Source organism: Streptomyces sp. NPDC054842, from assembly GCF_053611025.1.
Genome location: NZ_JBSGZN010000050.1, coordinates 14,744 through 29,761 on the forward strand (window position 1 = coordinate 14,744; position 15,018 = coordinate 29,761).

The 15,018-nt window shown below is 70.4% G+C and carries 19 protein-coding genes; 2 read left to right on the forward strand and 17 right to left on the reverse strand.

The window, feature by feature from the left end; genetic code table 11:
- Positions 1 to 38 precede the first annotated feature (38 nt).
- The 13 genes from ACWGIS_RS29940 to ACWGIS_RS30000 form a co-directional block, all read right to left on the reverse strand.
- Complete coding sequence (locus tag ACWGIS_RS29940) at positions 39 to 929, reverse strand: diacylglycerol kinase (RefSeq protein ID WP_453365594.1); 891 nt, start codon at positions 927 to 929, stop codon at positions 39 to 41.
- Positions 930 to 958: 29 nt separating this feature from the next.
- Positions 959 to 1,903 carry a twin-arginine translocase subunit TatC gene (gene tatC, locus ACWGIS_RS29945; protein WP_453365595.1) on the reverse strand — a complete coding sequence of 315 codons (945 nt, stop codon included), beginning with the start codon at positions 1,901 to 1,903 and terminating at the stop codon, positions 959 to 961.
- Between the two features lie 47 nt (positions 1,904 to 1,950).
- Positions 1,951 to 2,238, reverse strand: a complete 288-nt coding sequence (gene tatA / locus ACWGIS_RS29950; RefSeq protein WP_453365596.1) for a Sec-independent protein translocase subunit TatA — start codon at positions 2,236 to 2,238, stop codon at positions 1,951 to 1,953.
- A 318-nt stretch (positions 2,239 to 2,556) separates the two neighbouring features.
- Complete coding sequence (locus ACWGIS_RS29955; RefSeq protein ID WP_453365597.1) at positions 2,557 to 2,751, reverse strand: hypothetical protein; 195 nt, start codon at positions 2,749 to 2,751, stop codon at positions 2,557 to 2,559.
- A 23-nt stretch (positions 2,752 to 2,774) separates the two neighbouring features.
- Positions 2,775 to 3,035 (reverse strand): hypothetical protein, encoded by a 261-nt coding sequence (locus tag ACWGIS_RS29960; protein WP_356172563.1) that lies wholly within the window; start codon positions 3,033 to 3,035, stop codon positions 2,775 to 2,777.
- A gap of 29 nt (positions 3,036 to 3,064) precedes the next feature.
- Positions 3,065 to 4,147, reverse strand: coding sequence for a helix-turn-helix transcriptional regulator (locus ACWGIS_RS29965; RefSeq protein WP_453365598.1), 1,083 nt, complete (start codon positions 4,145 to 4,147; stop codon positions 3,065 to 3,067).
- Between the two features lie 15 nt (positions 4,148 to 4,162).
- A complete protein-coding gene (locus ACWGIS_RS29970) occupies positions 4,163 to 5,116 on the reverse strand; it encodes a helix-turn-helix transcriptional regulator (RefSeq protein WP_453365599.1) in 954 nt (317 codons plus the stop codon).
- Positions 5,117 to 5,311: 195 nt separating this feature from the next.
- Complete coding sequence (locus ACWGIS_RS29975) at positions 5,312 to 5,683, reverse strand: FKBP-type peptidyl-prolyl cis-trans isomerase (protein ID WP_121404199.1); 372 nt, start codon at positions 5,681 to 5,683, stop codon at positions 5,312 to 5,314.
- Positions 5,684 to 5,737: 54 nt separating this feature from the next.
- On the reverse strand, positions 5,738 to 6,709 hold the full coding sequence (locus tag ACWGIS_RS29980) for an FKBP-type peptidyl-prolyl cis-trans isomerase (protein WP_453365600.1): 972 nt from the start codon (positions 6,707 to 6,709) through the stop codon (positions 5,738 to 5,740).
- 166 nt (positions 6,710 to 6,875) lie between these two features.
- Positions 6,876 to 7,529, reverse strand: a complete 654-nt coding sequence (locus tag ACWGIS_RS29985; RefSeq protein WP_453365601.1) for a hypothetical protein — start codon at positions 7,527 to 7,529, stop codon at positions 6,876 to 6,878.
- A gap of 15 nt (positions 7,530 to 7,544) precedes the next feature.
- A complete protein-coding gene (locus ACWGIS_RS29990) occupies positions 7,545 to 8,096 on the reverse strand; it encodes a matrixin family metalloprotease (protein WP_453365602.1) in 552 nt (183 codons plus the stop codon).
- Between the two features lie 505 nt (positions 8,097 to 8,601).
- On the reverse strand, positions 8,602 to 9,963 hold the full coding sequence (pafA, locus tag ACWGIS_RS29995; protein ID WP_453365603.1) for a Pup--protein ligase: 1,362 nt from the start codon (positions 9,961 to 9,963) through the stop codon (positions 8,602 to 8,604).
- 9 nt (positions 9,964 to 9,972) lie between these two features.
- Positions 9,973 to 11,232, reverse strand: coding sequence for an MFS transporter (locus ACWGIS_RS30000; protein WP_453365604.1), 1,260 nt, complete (start codon positions 11,230 to 11,232; stop codon positions 9,973 to 9,975).
- 115 nt (positions 11,233 to 11,347) lie between these two features.
- On the opposite strand from ACWGIS_RS30000, the gene ACWGIS_RS30005 reads away from it, so the two are divergent.
- A complete protein-coding gene (locus ACWGIS_RS30005) occupies positions 11,348 to 12,361 on the forward strand; it encodes a LacI family DNA-binding transcriptional regulator (protein WP_453365605.1) in 1,014 nt (337 codons plus the stop codon).
- Between the two features lie 111 nt (positions 12,362 to 12,472).
- Here the strand turns inward: ACWGIS_RS30005 and prcA are convergent, their stop codons facing one another.
- Genes prcA through ACWGIS_RS30020 form a run of 3 tightly spaced genes read right to left on the reverse strand, consistent with a single transcriptional unit; the run spans position 12,473 to position 14,587 of the window.
- The gene (prcA, locus tag ACWGIS_RS30010; protein WP_453365606.1) at positions 12,473 to 13,219 is read right to left on the reverse strand and encodes a proteasome subunit alpha; all 747 of its coding nucleotides are present in this window, start codon (positions 13,217 to 13,219) and stop codon (positions 12,473 to 12,475) included.
- A gap of 58 nt (positions 13,220 to 13,277) precedes the next feature.
- Entirely contained in the window at positions 13,278 to 14,123 is an 846-nt protein-coding gene (gene prcB / locus ACWGIS_RS30015) for a proteasome subunit beta (RefSeq protein WP_453365607.1), read from the reverse strand.
- On the reverse strand, positions 14,075 to 14,587 hold the full coding sequence (locus ACWGIS_RS30020) for an endonuclease VII domain-containing protein (RefSeq protein ID WP_453365608.1): 513 nt from the start codon (positions 14,585 to 14,587) through the stop codon (positions 14,075 to 14,077). The genes prcB and ACWGIS_RS30020 overlap by 49 nt, the downstream gene beginning before the upstream one ends.
- On the opposite strand from ACWGIS_RS30020, the gene ACWGIS_RS30025 reads away from it, so the two are divergent.
- Positions 14,586 to 14,729, forward strand: a complete 144-nt coding sequence (locus ACWGIS_RS30025) for a hypothetical protein (protein WP_453365609.1) — start codon at positions 14,586 to 14,588, stop codon at positions 14,727 to 14,729. The genes ACWGIS_RS30020 and ACWGIS_RS30025 overlap by 2 nt on opposite strands.
- Here ACWGIS_RS30025 and ACWGIS_RS30030 read toward each other — a convergent pair.
- Positions 14,711 to 14,929: a ubiquitin-like protein Pup gene (locus tag ACWGIS_RS30030; protein WP_453365610.1), complete on the reverse strand. Its 219-nt coding sequence runs from the start codon at positions 14,927 to 14,929 to the stop codon at positions 14,711 to 14,713. The two genes, ACWGIS_RS30025 and ACWGIS_RS30030, sit on opposite strands and share 19 nt — an antisense overlap.
- Positions 14,930 to 15,018 lie beyond the last annotated feature (89 nt).

Genomic DNA, 15,018 nt, shown 5'->3' on the forward strand with positions numbered 1-15,018 from the left:
CCGCTGTCCGCGAACCCGGATCCGCCCAGCTCAGCGGGTCAGGGCACGGCCACGCGAACGGCTCCGGGCACGCACTCGGCGGTCAGCGGCAGCGGTCCGAGCGGCTCCCCGTCGGCGTACCCGGTGACGCCCTCGGCCACGAGCCCGACCCTGGCCGCGCGGTGGACGGTGACCTTGGGATGGGAGAGGTGCGTGCCCTTGTAGACCTTCGGGAACACCCTGAGGAGGGTCGTGCGGCTGCAGTCCCCGACGACGGTGACGTCGAACAGCCCGTCGCCGAGATCGGCGTCGGCGCAGATCCGCATGCCGCCGCCGTACGACGAGCCGTTGCCGACGGCCACCAGGGTCGCCTCGATCTCAAGGGCCCGCCCGCCGTCCAGGGTGATGCGGTACGGGAACGGCTTGAAGGACGCCAGCTCCGCGAGCATCGCGAGGTCGTACTTGAGGCGGCCCGCCGGCCGGCGCATGCGGTTGCCGCGGTCGTTGACCCGGGAGTCGAAGCCGGAGGCGAGGACGGTGCCGAACCAGGTGCCGCCCACACGCCCCAGGTCGACGTCGCGAAGCCGGGCATCCCTGAGGGCGTCGGCGATCTGCCGTCCCGCGGCCGCCGGGTCGCCCAGCGGCAGTCCGAGGGCGCGCGCGAAGTCGTTGCCGGTGCCGACGGCGACCAGCCCGAGCGGCGTACGGGTCCCGGCGACGGCCTGCAGCGCCAGGTTGACCATGCCGTCGCCGCCGACGGCCACCAGGGCGCCGGTGCCCTCCGCGACGGCGGCACGGGCGCGTGCGAGCGCGTCCGCGGCGTCCCGCCCGAGGACGGTACGCACCGCGAAGCCCGCCGCCCGCAACGCGGAAGCGGCCGGCTGCGCCGCGCGGGCGCCCCGGCCGCGGCCCGCGGTGGGGTTGACGACAAGGGTGATCTCGCTGGTCACGGCCCGACCCTACGAGGTCACGGCCCTTGTCAGGTCACGTCGTCATAACCGTTGACCCGGTCCGTCGCCGCCTGCTCGGGCAGGGTCCGGCCGGCCGACACGGGCTCGATGGCACCGATGTCCTCGGGCGTGAGGTCCAGCTCGGAGGCCTCGTCGTCGTCGGGCTCCAGTGCGGCCCTGCGGCGCCGGCGCCGGTCGTTCAGGAGGGAGAAGGCGACGGCGCCGAAGTAGAGAACCCAGATCGGTCCGGCGAGCGCCAGCATGGTCAACGGGTCCGTGCTGGGCGTGGCGATGGCGGCGAAGACCGTGATGCCCATGATCATGGCGCGCCACCAGCCGAGCATCCGCTTGCCGGTGATCGCCCCGGTGAGGTTGAGGAAGATCAGCAGCAGAGGCAGCTCGAAGGAGAGACCGAAGACGAGCACCATGCGCGTGACGAGGTCGAGGAGATCGTCCAGCGGCAGGAGGTTGGAGGTACCGTCCGGAGTGAAGTCGAGCAGCACCTTCGCCGTGGTGGGCAGCACCCGGTAGGCGAAGTACGCGCCCCCCAGGAAGAGCGGGACCCCTGTGCAGACGAAGGCGTAGGCGTACTTCTTCTCGTGCCGGTGCAGGCCGGGGGCGACGAAGCCCCACAACTGGTACAGCCAGACCGGCGACGCCAGGACGACACCCGCCATCAGCGAGACCTTCAGGGCCAGCGTGAACGGCGTGAGGAGTCCGTTGATGGTGATCTGCGCACAGGGCTCCGACGACGACTTTGCCAACTGCTCGAAGGTCTGATCACAGCCGACCGAGTCGAGGATCGGCCGGGTGATGAGATTGACGATGTCGTTGTAGAAGAAGGCGGCGACGACCGTGACGGCGACGATGGCCAGCATCGCCTTCGCGAGCCGGTTGCGGAGCTCACGAAGGTGTTCCGCGAGGGGCATCCGCCCCTCGGGATCCTTCTCCTTCTTGCGGGCAGGCTTGAGCAACCCACGTCCTCATCTCGTGCGGCGGGCCGGAGGTGTCCGGCCCTGCGTCAGCGCTTGGTCGTGTCCGTCGGCTCGGCCACCGGGCGCGAGCTGGTCACGTCGCCGGGCGCGGCCTGGATGGTGCGCTGAGAGGGAGGCTGCTCGTCCGTGTTCGGCGGGCCCGCGGGGGTCGAGGAGTCCTGGCCCTCCGACTTCATGGCCTTGGCCTCGCTCTTGAGGATGCGAGCGGACTTGCCGAGGGAGCGCGCCATGTCCGGAAGCTTCTTCGCGCCGAACAGCAGGATGATGACGACGAGGATGAGAATGATCTCGGGGGCGCCGAGCCTTCCGAACATAAGTCTTTACCTTCTCACCGAGGCGGCATGGAATGGGTGCTGTTCGATCGGTCGGACGCGTGTCCGGCCGTCGTGCTGCCAGCGATCGTAACGCTCAGGGGTGAACGCGGGGCAATCCCTGTGCGTACTCCCAGTTCGCGACCCGCGCCTCGTATCCGGGCCACTGCAAGCAGCGTACCCGGCCGCACCCTGAGGCCGACAGGCCGGAAGCCGTTGGAGCCGCTGGGCGCCGCCGTTGGGATCATGCCGGCGTCGCGCGGGACGAACCGCCGGCCACGGCCGGGCCGGCGGGAACGACAGGCCCCGGGACCGCACGGCTCACAGGGCGTCCACCGAGCGCGCGGTGGTCACGGCGGCGCGCTCCAGGTCCTCCGCGGCCCGGCCGATGCGCTGGGCGGAGTCGGCCACCTGCCGGCCCAGGCGCTCCGCCTCCACGAAGACGCGGACGGCCAGCACGCAGAGTACGGCAATTCCCAGGAAACCCACAGCGATCGCGAACATCGGCCAGAACATGTCGTCGACCCTAGCCTCTGCGCTCAGATCCTTGAGTGCAGACGCAGCGTCCGCACCCCGCCGCCGGTGAGCAGCTCGATGATCCGCTCCCCGGCGGGCCTGCGCACGGCCTCCCCGCACTCGGGACAGGTGAAGGAGTAGAAGGTGGTGCGGCTGCTGGCTCCGATGGCCAGCCGCAGCGCCGCCGCCGACAGCTCGAAGCGGCCCCGGCAGTCGGGGCAGGCGGCTCTGAACAGCACGGGAGCCACTCTCGTCATCCCGGCGAAGGCCGAGGACACCGACATGTCACGTGAACCAGAGATCGCCGACGTGCTCAAAGCCCTTGCTCCTGCCTGTCGTACAGCCCGTCCTGGACTCCATGGGGCCCGTCCTGCCCGGCGGCCGGACGGGGTGCGCCGAGGGCCGCGCGCGGCGCGGGCTCGTCGTACGCCGCGAGCGCCTCGCGGGCGGCTCGGCGGGCGCTGTCCGCGAGGTCCTGCGGCGACACGATCCGGCCGTCGCCGCCGAGCCGCAGCGCGAGCCGGCGCAGCGAGGCGGGGTCGGGGGCGCGCAGCGTGATCCGCAGTCCGCCGTCGGGCAGTTCCTCGGCGCTGTCGTGCGGGTAGTACTCGGCGACCCAGCGTCCGCCGGGTCCGACCTCGATGACCACCTCGGGGTCCTCGGCGGCGGGCTGCACCAGGCCCTCGGAGAGGTCCCGCAGCTCGATCTCGGGCGGCGCGGACGGCTCGTCGAGGATGCGGATCTCGGCGACCCGGTCCAGCCGGAACGTGCGGCGGGCCTCGGAGCGCCGGCACCACGCCTCGACGTAGGTGTGGCCGACGCTGACCAGGCGGATGGGGTCGATCTCGCGCTCGGAGAGCTCGTCGCGGGCGGGCGAGTAGTAGCGGATCCACAGCCGGCGCCGCTCGGAGATGGCCCGGTCGACGTCCGCGAAGACGCCGCCCTCGGACTCGAAGGTGACGGAGAGGCGGGAGCTGGCGCCCGCCGCCTCGCCCGCCGCGGCCTCGACCTTGGCGGTGGCCCGCAGCAGTGCCTGCCGGTCCCCCTCGCGCAGCCCGGGCAGCGTGGAGACGGCGCGGGCGGCCACGAGCAGGGCGGTCGCCTCGTCGGCGGCCAGGCGCAGCGGCTCGGCGGCCTCGGCGCCGAGGGCGGCGGGGTTGTGCCACCAGATGCGGTCGCCGTCGGTGTCGATGTCGAGGAGGTCGCCGCCGCGGAAGCTGGTGCCGCACAGCGGCAGCACGTCGAGGTCGGAGATCAGCTCGTCCTCGCTGATCCCGAAGGCGCGGGCGACATCGCTGACCCGCGCGCCGGGACGCTCGCGCAGATACGTCACCAGCGACAGCATCCGCCGGGTCTGGTCGATGGCGTTCGCCGGCCTGGCCGGTTTTCCTGCCACGTTCTTCGTGTCCCCTCAGCCCTTGGCCACGGCGCGCAGCCGGTCCACCACGTCGGCCCGCAGCTCCGCGGGCTCCAGGACCACGACGTCCGGCCCGAATTCCACCAGCCAGGCGTCCAGGCCGTGCCCGTACGGAATCTCCAACTCGTCCCACCCGTCTCCGAGTTCCCGTACGGAGACGGCCTTGGCGCGCAGCGGGTAGCCGGCGCCGGCGCGCAGCCGGATCAGGGCGGAGCGGTCGGCGTTCTCCCCGGCCCAGCTCGCCACCGTCACGCGGACGGTGACGACGTCCGGGACCTCGGCGGTGAACTTCCCGGAGCGGGTGCGCACCTTGCCGGTGATCCGCGAGAGCCGGAAGACGCGCTCGGCGCCGCGGTCGCGGTCCCAGCCGGCCAGGTACCAGTGGCCGCGCCAGCACTCCAGGGCCCACGGCTCGACGGTACGGGGCTCGGGGCGGGCGGCGGTGGCCTTGCGGTAGTCGAAGGCGACCGGGCGCCGGTCGCGGCAGGCCAGCATCAGCGGTTCGAAGGCGGCCTCGTGCACGGGAATGTGCGGTTCGAGGGCGCCGTGGGCCTCGTAGGGGTCGACGTCCTCGGGGAGTCCGGCGGCGCGGAGCTTCTGCAGGGCGCCGCTCGCCGCGCCGGCCAGCCGGGCCTGCTGCCAGACCTTGGCGAGGAGGCCCAGCGCGGCGGCCTCCTCGGCGTCCAGGGTGATGGGCGGCAGGCGGTTGCTGTCGCGGCGGGCCAGGTAGCCGATCTCTCCGTCGAGGTTCTCGACGGTCTCGATGACCAGGCCGAGTTCGCGCAGGTCGTCCTTGTCCCGCTCGAACATGCGGTTGAAGGAGTCGTCCGACCCGGCTTCGAGGTAGGCCTCGATGGACTCGCGCAGCTCGCGCTTGCTGAGCGGCCGCCGCGTCCCGAGCAGACACAGCGCCAGGTTCATCAGCCGCTCGGCCTTGGCAATGGCCATCGACGCCCTTCCTATGGTGCTTCCGACCGATGACCGTACCGCTCCGGAGTGTCGCGGCAAAAGCCGAGGGCCCATGCCGGACAGGCATGGGCCCAGGTGATCGGGTCCGGTCGGACTTCGATCACACGGTGTACGAAGATCGGACCGCGATCCGAATACTGGGATGATCGGACCGGGTGCGGTTCGTACGACGGCTCAGACCGAGACGAGGTCGCAGACGAAGATCAGCGTCTCGCCCGGGGCGATCCGGCCGCCGGCGCCGCGGTCGCCGTACGCGAGGTGCGCGGGGATGGTCAGCTGGCGACGGCCGCCGACCTTCATGCCCTGGACGCCCTGGTCCCAGCCGGAGATGACCTGGCCGACACCGAGCTGGAACTGCAGCGGGGTGCCGCGGTTCCAGGACGCGTCGAACTCCTCGCCGGTGGAGAAGGCCACGCCCACGTAGTGGACCTTGACCGTGTCGCCGGCCTTGGCGACCGGTCCGTCGCCCTCCCAGATGTCCTTGATCTCGAGGTCCGCCGGGGGCTCGCCGCCCGGGAAGTCGATCTCGGGCTTCTCGATGCTCACTTCATTGCTCCTTGATACGCGGCATGGTCCCGGACGGTGTCAGTGACACCGCGGTCAGACCGTACCGAGGATATCCACTACGAAGACCAGGGTGTTCTTGGCCAGCTCGCTCTGCGGGTTGCCGCCGTAGGCGAGCGAGGGCGGGATGACCATCAGGACACGGTCGCCGACGTTCTTGCCGACGAGCGCCTTGTCCCAGCCCTGCACCACGGAGCCGGTGCCGATCTGGAAGGCGGTGGCGCCACCGTGGTTCCAGGAGGAGTCGAACGTCTTGCCGTCCTCCCACTTGACGCCGGTGTACTGCGCGATCAGTCCCTGGCCGGCCTCGACCTTCGGGCCGTCGCCCTTGATGAGCACCTGCTCCTTGAGGTCCTTCGGAGGCTTGGTGTCCTTCGGGATGGTGATGACGGCCGGCTTCTGCGACGGGGCCTTCACCGTCGGCATGCCCGGCTCGGAGGCGGCCTGTTCGCCCTTGGCCTCTGCCTTGGGGTCGACGGTGGCGGCACCGACCGCGTCGACCACCCAGATGAGGACGTCCTTCTTGGCGATGCCGGAGGACGTGTTGAGGTTCTCGCCGATCAGGTCGCCCGCGGTGCCCTGCACCAGGACGCGGCTGCCCTGCTTCTCGCCCTCGACGGCGTCGAGCACCTTGGCCGGCAGCTGCTGGCTCTGCTGGCCGATCCGCTCCACGGCCTGCTGGCGCGGCGTGCCGCCGGTGCTCGCCGCGGTCCAGGTGCCGCCGAGTTCCTTGGCGCCGTCCCACTTCTCGACGGTCCAGTCCAGCCGGACGAAGTCCGACTTCTTGACCTCCTTCCCGTCGCCCTTGACCACGGTCTTGGTCACGGTCTTCTTCGACGGGTCCTCGTCGGGCACGGAGATCTTGGGCTTCTGCCCGACCTTCCCCGACACCGAGGCGACGCCTCCGGAGGAACCGCCGTCGTCACCGTCCGATCCGCACGCGGCGGTGAACAGCAGGGCGGGTACGGCCAGCAGCGCGACGGCGCGACGCTTCACGTTGTAGTTCATCAGTCCAACTGGGGATCGGAGGCGGGGCAATGGCCGCCACTCTACGGCGTACGCACAAGGCTGCACGGTTGTCGCGACACGCGCGGGTGCCCGGATCGGGTGACGACCCGGGCACCTTCACCCCCACGCGCACCGCCCGCGAGGGCGGTCCGCTCACGCGTGTCGGCTAGCGGGCCGACAGCGCGCGGAGTTTGCCGCGGAACTCGGCGCGGTCCATCCGCGCGGCCGGGCCGCCGTCGTGCGCGCCGCTCGCGTAGGTGGCGTCGACGACCGAGCCGCCGGACGCGCGGTAGACGAAGTTGGGCGTCATGGCCGGGCCCGTCTCGGAGTCGACGGCCGCGTACTCCGTACCGAAGACGACCAGGGAGGTGCCGACCGCGAACGTCTTCTTCGCCGGCGCCTCCTCGACTTCGTAGCGGACCCCGTCGGCCGTGCCGCCCATCGAGCGGACGACGACCTCGGCGCCCTTCTCCAGACCGCCCTTGTGGACCCGGTCCACCCGGACGACCACCGGCGTGTAGACGACCTCGAACGTCGAGCCGTCGTCGAGCACGTCGGTGGCGTGCACGTCGGCACGCCGCTCGACGACCGTCCCCTCGAACACGTTCTCGTTCTGCGGGAAGCCGATCGCCGCCGCGGGACTGCTGTCCACGGCGTAGGGATGCGCCTCGACGACGCGGACCTTCTTCTTGCCGCCGTCCGCCGCCCGCTCACCGGAGTCCGCGGCCGTGGAGCACGCGGTGGCACCGAGGACGAGGACGACGAGAACTGCGGAGGCGCGGGCGAGGGCGCGCGGCCTTGCTGTGCGTACTGCGGTCATGTCTGAATCCCCCGGTCAGTAGATGGCTTTGACGCCGGCTATGTCGTCGCTGTTGAGCCCGCGCCGGGTACCGGTGTTGATGGTCGTCATCACCGACTTCTTCTCGGCGTCCGTGTAGGCCGAGCCGTCCGGGCAGTGGGCGGGCCACGGGTGGGCGAGACCGGTGAAGTGCCCGACCTCGTGCACGACGACGGTCTGGACGTCGGCCTTGTTCCGGCCGATGTCCTGGCTGGCGTTGACCCAGGTGAAACGGTTGGAGAGGTAGAGCGTCCCGCCGTTGTGGGTGCCGCCCGACCGCTGGGCCGCCGCGTAGCCGGGCGCGGAGCCCATGAGGCTGGTGTAGCCGTACGAGGCGCGGAAGGCGTAGATCTGCCATCCGGACGTGTAGGCCGGGGCGTTGTAGCGCAGGTTGGAGCCGCTGCGGTTCCACTGCAGCAGCCCGCCCTTGAGCCCGTTCCGCAGCCCGCTCGGGAACGTGGTGTTGGCGCCGATCGTCTTGGAGTTGGCGGTGCTGTTCCACTTCGTCATGCCGGAGCGGCAGTAGGCCGCGGCGGGCGAGGCGGTCATGCCCACCAGCGCGGTGGCGACGACGGCCCCCGCCGTGGTGAGTACGGCTGCCTCACGTCCCTTTGTCCTGACCCAGCGCAAGATGTACCCCCTGTTTGGTGTCCGACCGGCTGGTCATGGCCATGTCGGTGGACGCAGTAAAACAAGGGCCTCGGCCGGGGTCTTCTGCATTTCCGCCGGGAACGCCCGCACGGCGAAAGCGGGATCGGCCGCGGTACGGCATGTCGCTCGCGGACGGTCATTCGTACGTGATAGCGAATCCGGGCACACCCTCACCCCCGGGTGTGCGATAACACCCCTTTTGTCATCGCCGCCGGGCGAGAGGGTTCAGGAATCAACCATTCCGGGCAGCTACGCCCTTCTCGGGGCATCGTGACATCTCTCACCCCTCCACCCGCCCGCGCCCTCCCTCCCCGGGTCGGGAGCGGACACGGAAAACGCCCGATGCCCGGCGGCATCAAAAGCCACCGGGCATCGGGCGTTCATCGAGCGGTACGCCGCCGGCTCACATGCCGGCGATCAGCTTCTCCACACGGTCGTCGACGGAACGGAACGGGTCCTTGCACAGCACGGTGCGCTGCGCCTGGTCGTTGAGCTTGAGGTGGACCCAGTCGACGGTGAAGTCGCGGCGCTGCTCCTGGGCGCGCCGGATGAAGTCACCGCGCAGCCTCGCGCGCGTGGTCTGCGGCGGCACCGACTTGCCTTCGAAGATCTTCAGGTCGTTGCAGATCCGGGCGGCCTGTCCCTTCTTCTCCAGCAGGTAGTACAGCCCGCGGCGGCGGTGGATGTCGTGGTAGGCGAGGTCTATCTGGGCGACCCGCGGGTGCGACATCGTCATGTTGTGCTTGGCCCGGTACCGCTCGATGAGCTTGTACTTCATGACCCAGTCGATCTCGGTGCCGATCCGGTCGAGGTCCTCGGCCTCGATCGCGTCCAGCGTGCGGCCCCACAGCTCCAGGACCTGCTCGACGGTGCCGGTGCGGATACCGCGGCGCTCACAGAAGTCCACGGCCTTCTCGAAGTACTCCCGCTGCACATCGAGAGCGGAGGCCTCCCGGCCGCTGGCCAGCCGCACCTTGCGACGGCCCGTGATGTCGTGGCTGACCTCGCGGATCGCCCGGATCGGGTTCTCCAGGGTCAGGTCGCGCATCACCGTGCCGGCCTCGATCATGCGCAGCACGAGGTCAGTGGCACCGACCTTGAGGAGCATGGTGGTCTCGGACATGTTCGAGTCGCCGACGATGACGTGCAGCCTGCGGTAGCGCTCCGCGTCCGCGTGCGGCTCGTCGCGGGTGTTGATGATGGGCCGGGAGCGGGTCGTCGCGGAGCTGACGCCCTCCCAGATGTGCTCGGCACGCTGGCTGACGCAGTACACGGCGCCGCGCGGTGTCTGCAGCACCTTGCCGGCACCGCACAGCAGCTGCCGCGTGACGAGGAACGGAATGAGAATGTCCGCGAGTCGGGAGAACTCCCCGTGCCGGGCCACCAGGTAGTTCTCGTGGCACCCGTAGGAGTTGCCCGCCGAGTCGGTGTTGTTCTTGAAGAGATAGACGTCGCCCGCGATTCCTTCCTCGTGCAGGCGGCGTTCGGCGTCGACGAGGAGTCCTTCGAGAATGCGCTCGCCGGCCTTGTCGTGGGTGACCAGCTCGGTCACGTTGTCACATTCGGGTGTCGCGTATTCCGGATGTGATCCCACGTCGAGATAAAGGCGGGCACCGTTCCGCAGAAAGACATTGCTGCTGCGGCCCCATGACACGACACGGCGGAAGAGGTACCGCGCCACCTCGTCGGGAGACAGGCGCCGCTGTCCCCTGAACGTACACGTGACGCCGTACTCGTTCTCCAGCCCGAAAATGCGGCGGTCCATGACTGAACATTACGCCCGATCCCCTGTGCTGAAACGGGGTTCGACGGCACGGTTTGGATCATTTTCCGATGAGACCGCAACGACCGCGCCCACGGCGGGAGCTGCGAGGACCCGCCCGGTGACCGACAGGACCAGCAAGGACACGGCTCCCGCGGCACCCGGCACGGCGAAGCCCCAGAAGGCTCCGCCCCACTGGACGACCGGTCCCGCGACGCCCGTTCCGACCGACGCGCCGACCGTGAACGTGGTCACCAGCCAGGAGAACGCCTCGGTCACCGTGCCGCGCGGGGCGTGCCGGTCGACGATGATGAACGCGCAGGCGATGCACGGCGCGAGGAACACGCCCGACAGGGCCGTCAGCGCCGTCATGGCGACCGCGCCAGGCATCAGCATCAGCGGCAGGTAACACACGGCCAGCAGCGCCACCAGCCCGCGCAGTCGGCGCTCCGGCGCGCCCGCCCACCGACGCGCGCCGTACACGCTGCCGCCGACCAGCGCGCCGAGACCCAGCGCCGCCATCAGCCAGCCGTACACGGCGTCGCCCCCGTGGCCGTCGGCGTAGGAGACCGCGGCCACCGTGATGGAGCCGAGGGCCATGCCGATGAACAGGAAGGCACCGAGCAGCGCCAGCAGCCCCGGCGAACGCAGCGCACCCAGCCAGTGTGCCTCGCGCGGCGCCGAACGCCACGCGCGCGAGGGCGGCGAGAGGACCACCGAGAGGGCGCCGAGGACGCCGATGACGTTCAGGACGAGCAGCGCGGCCTGCGCGGACCAGAGCGACACGCAGAGGGTCACGAGCAACGGCCCGACGGTGAACATGATTTCCTGCGCGACGGCGTCCATGGCGTACGCCGTGTGCACCTGTTCCTCCTTGCGCAGGACGCTCGGCCACAGGGCCCGCAGGCCGCCCTCCAGCGGAGGCGTGAACAGACCGGCGACCGCCATGGAGGCGTACGCGAGGGGCAGCGGATCCGTGCCCGCGAAGGCGAACACCGACATCCCGAGGGCCGAGACGAGCGCGGCGGGCAGCTGCACGCGCGGCTGCCCGTACAGGTCCACGAGGCGGCCGAGCAGCGGCTGGCCCACCGCGTTGGCGACCCCGTACACCGCGGCCAGCGCCCCGGCCAGGCTGTACGTGCCGCCCTCCGCGCGGATGAAGAGCACGACGGCGATCGCGGCGGTGGCGTTCGGCAGCCGCCCCACCAGCGTGCCGGTGAGGAGCCGCGCGGCGTGCCTCGCCCTGAGGATCTCCAGGTATCCCGCGGCCATGTCGCCTTCTCTCCCGAGCACCGAGGCCGTCCGCGCCTCAAGTTTTACGTATAACTCCCTCTCCCATACGTACCATGTGCCCAGTCCGCGAGTCCAGCAGAGAGACAGGTCGACGGTGGCACCAGGTAGCACGCGCCCCACGAGCCGGGACGTCGCCCAGGCCGCCGGGGTGTCCCAGGCGGCCGTCTCCCTGGTGCTCGGCGACAAATGGCGCGGCCGCGTCTCCGCGACCACGGCCGACCGGGTCAGGGAAGCCGCCCGCGAACTCGGCTACCGGCCCAACCTCGCCGCCCGCAATCTCCGCCTCGGCCGCACCAGGACCGTCCTCCTCGTGGTGCCCGCCCTCACCACCGAGTTCTTCGCCGGCGTCTACACCGGGGCCGCCCGGGTCGCCGCCGAACACGGCTTCGGCGTGGTCCTCTACCCCTCCCCCGAAGGCATCGGCCCCGCCCGCGACCCCTTCGGCTCCGCCCCCGCCGCCCTGGACGGCGTCATCGCCTCCTCCATGGCCGCCGACGCCCTCACCGTCATCCGCGGCGACCAACTGCCCCTCGTCATGCTCGACAGCGACCCCGCGGGCAGCCTGGGCGCCGCCACCGTCAACCTCGACATCGCGGACGGCGTACGGCAGATCGCCGAACACCTGCTCGCCCTCGGCCACCGGCGCGTCCTGCACCTCGCCGCCGACATCGCCTCCTGGACCTTCGAGGTCCGGGCACGCGAACTGGCCGCACGACTCGCCGAGGTCCCCGGCACACAACTCCACACCGCCCGGGCACCCATCTCGATGGAAGGCGCCGTCGCCGCCGCCGGAGCCGCCCTCAGCGCTCCCGGACAGCGGCCCACCGCGATCGTCTGCGACGACGACAAGCTCGCCGCGGGCGCCTACAAGGCGGTACGCCGGCTCGGCCTCCGCGTCCCCGACGACATCTCCGTCACCGGCCTCGACGACCTGGCACTCGCCACCGCCATCGACCCCGAGCTGACCACCGTGCGCCTGGACGCCGAACTGTTCGGCGAACGTGGCATGGCGGCCCTCCTCGCCGTCCTGGAGGGCCGCACACCCGAAGCGGGCGACATCCCCGTCGAACTCGTCGTACGGGGCTCCACGGCCCCACCCCCGCACTGAGAGCCCCCGCCACCGAGCAGGGCGCCGCCCCGGCCCCCGGAGCGGCGCCCGAGACACGACGTGCCCCGACCGAACCGGCCGGGGCACGTACGGCGAAGGACACCGACGAGGTCACTCCTCGTCGTCGGGGTCCTCGGCCTCGGTGGCGGTGGACGCGCCACCCGCCTCCAGCAGACGGCCGAGCTGACGCCCGGTGATCCGCTTGAACTTGCGCTGCTGCGGCCGCGTACGGTCCAGCACCGCGACCTCCAGACGCTCCACCGGGATCTCCCGCTCACCGCCGTTCGGCTCGCGCGAGAGGGACTGCACCGCCAGCTTGAGCGCCTCCGCCAGCGACATGCCGTCCTGGTGGCGCTGGTCCAGATAACTGCTGATCTGCTCGGCGTTCCCGCCGACCGCGACCGAGCCGTGCTCGTCCACGATCGACCCGTCGTGCGGCAGCCGGTAGATCTGGTCACCCTCGGGGGTGTCCCCCACCTCGGCGACCACCAGCTCCACCTCGTACGGCTTCTCCGCCGCCGAGGAGAAGATCGTGCCCAGCGTCTGGGCGTACACGTTGGCGAGACCACGGGCGGTCACGTCGTCACGGTCGTACGTGTACCCGCGCAGATCCGCGTACCGGACACCGCCGATCCGCAGGTTCTCGTACTCGTTGTACTTGCCGGCGGCGGCGAAACCGATCCGGTCGTAGATCTCGCTGAACTTGTGCAGCGCACGGGAGGGGTTCTCGCCGACGAAGACGATGCCGTCGGCGTACTGCAGCACGACCAGGCTGCGGCCACGGGCGATGCCCTTGCGGGCGTACTCCGCCCGGTCGGCCATCGCCTGCTGGGGTGAGACATAGAACGGCGTCGACACCGGTTATCCGTCCCTTTCTGTCGAAGTCACAGGGTCACCTTGGTAACGGAGGGCGATGTCAGAGCAGCGCGGCCCGCGGGCCGTCGGGCTGCTCCAGGCGCCGCTCCAGGATCGCGCGGGCGATCTCGGAGGACTCCGGCTCGGTGAGCCTGCGGAATCCCTCGTCGGTGATCACGGTGACGATCGGGTAGATCCGGCGGGCGACATCGGGACCGCCTGTCGCCGAGTCGTCGTCGGCGGCGTCGTACAGCGCCTGGACGACGAGGGTCGTGGCCTGCTCCTCGGTCAGGTCGTCGCGGTACAGCTTCTTCATGGCGCCGCGCGCGAAGATCGAGCCGGAGCCCGTGGCGGCGTAGCCGTGCTCCTCGGAGCGGCCGCCCGTCACGTCGTAGGAGAAGATGCGGCCGCGCTCGCGGTCCACGTCGTAGCCCGCGAAGAGCGGGACGACGGCGAGGCCCTGCATCGCCATGCCGAGGTTGGAACGGATCATCGTGGAGAGCCGGTTCGCCTTGCCCTCCAGGGAGAGCGTGGCGCCCTCCACCTTCTCGAAGTGCTCCAGCTCCAGCTGGAACAGCTTCACCATCTCGACGGCCAGACCCGCGGTGCCGGCGATGCCCACCGCCGAGTACTCGTCGGCCGGGAAGACCTTCTCGATGTCGCGCTGAGCGATGACGTTGCCCATGGTGGCCCGCCGGTCACCGGCGAGGACCACGCCGCCGGGGAACGTGACGGCGACGATGGTGGTGCCGTGCGGCGCCTCGATCACGCCCTGGGTGGGCGGCAGCTGCCGGTTGCCCGGGAGCATGGCCGGCTGGTGCTCGGACAGGAAGTCCATGAAGGACGACGACCCAGGCGTCAGGAAGGCAGCCGGTAGACGCCCGGTGCTACGAGTGTTGGCTTCCACGCGTTTCCTTCCACGTAAGCAGCAGCCCGTCTTATGGCATCGGGCCGATCCTTGAACTGCCCCAGTGCGGCGTTGCAGCTGAAGCACAGTACGCCTCGGACCCTACCCGTGCTGTGGCAGTGATCAACATGCTCGGCCGGGGCTACAAGGCAGATGCAGCAGAGGCCGTGCTGCTGCGCGATCATTGCTTCCAACTCGGCGGGAGTCAGGCCGTACTTGCGACGGAAGTAGCTGATCCGGTTGCGCTCGGCACGGCACTCCCGGCAGTAGCTCGACCAGCCATCCGAAGAGGACTTGTTGCGTTCCCATTCCGAATGCGGCTTCACCTCGGTGCACTGCGGGCAGCGCTTGTGCCCCCTCGGCACCGGCACCTTGACGCGCACCGACCTGCCCTTGGCCTCCTGGCGCTGCCGGTAGTACTCGGCAGAGCACTCCCGGCAGTACGCCTGGAGACCGTCACGCATGGATCTGTTGCTTGCGAACCTCGCCCGCGGCAAGTACTGCTCGCACCGCGAGCACCGCCGCGACTCCGGACTCTCGGTCAACTCCAGCCCCCGCGCTCACCTTCGTTTCGAAGGCAAAGCCGCCTACTCCCCGCCCTTCTGAACGAATGACCTCACGAAATCCTCAGCATTCTCTTCGAGCACATCATCGATTTCGTCCAGGACGGAGTCCACGTCGTCGTTCAGTTTCTCCTGGCGCTCCTTGAGGTCCTCGGAGCCCTGCGCTTCCTGCGTCTGCTCCTCGGCCTCCTCGGTGGAACGCGTGGCCTTCTGCTGCCCGCCGCCGGTGTCCTTGGTCGCCATAACCCTCACCCCGCTCGGTTCGACGTTCTTGATCAGACCCTACAAGCAGGGTCCGACATCGGCCCCGCAGTTGCTGCAACGTCCCGGAG

Excerpts from the sequence above, each read along its gene's own strand:
- tatA (WP_453365596.1), bottom strand. The coding sequence starts at position 2,238 with ATGTTCGGAAGGCTCGGCGCCCCCGAGATCATTCTCATCCTCGTCGTC.
- ACWGIS_RS29955 (WP_453365597.1), bottom strand. The coding sequence starts at position 2,751 with ATGTTCTGGCCGATGTTCGCGATCGCTGTGGGTTTCCTGGGAATTGCC.
- ACWGIS_RS29960 (WP_356172563.1), bottom strand. The coding sequence starts at position 3,035 with ATGTCGGTGTCCTCGGCCTTCGCCGGGATGACGAGAGTGGCTCCCGTG.
- ACWGIS_RS29970 (WP_453365599.1), bottom strand. The coding sequence starts at position 5,116 with ATGGCCATTGCCAAGGCCGAGCGGCTGATGAACCTGGCGCTGTGTCTG.
- ACWGIS_RS29980 (WP_453365600.1), bottom strand. The coding sequence starts at position 6,709 with ATGAACTACAACGTGAAGCGTCGCGCCGTCGCGCTGCTGGCCGTACCC.
- ACWGIS_RS29985 (WP_453365601.1), bottom strand. The coding sequence starts at position 7,529 with ATGACCGCAGTACGCACAGCAAGGCCGCGCGCCCTCGCCCGCGCCTCC.
- ACWGIS_RS29990 (WP_453365602.1), bottom strand. The coding sequence starts at position 8,096 with ATGACCGCCTCGCCCGCCGCGGCCTACTGCCGCTCCGGCATGACGAAG.
- pafA (WP_453365603.1), bottom strand. The coding sequence starts at position 9,963 with ATGGACCGCCGCATTTTCGGGCTGGAGAACGAGTACGGCGTCACGTGT.
- ACWGIS_RS30000 (WP_453365604.1), bottom strand. The coding sequence starts at position 11,232 with ATGGCCGCGGGATACCTGGAGATCCTCAGGGCGAGGCACGCCGCGCGG.
- ACWGIS_RS30025 (WP_453365609.1), top strand. The coding sequence starts at position 14,586 with ATGGATCTGTTGCTTGCGAACCTCGCCCGCGGCAAGTACTGCTCGCAC.
- ACWGIS_RS30020 (WP_453365608.1), bottom strand. The coding sequence starts at position 14,587 with ATGCGTGACGGTCTCCAGGCGTACTGCCGGGAGTGCTCTGCCGAGTAC.
- ACWGIS_RS30030 (WP_453365610.1), bottom strand. The coding sequence starts at position 14,929 with ATGGCGACCAAGGACACCGGCGGCGGGCAGCAGAAGGCCACGCGTTCC.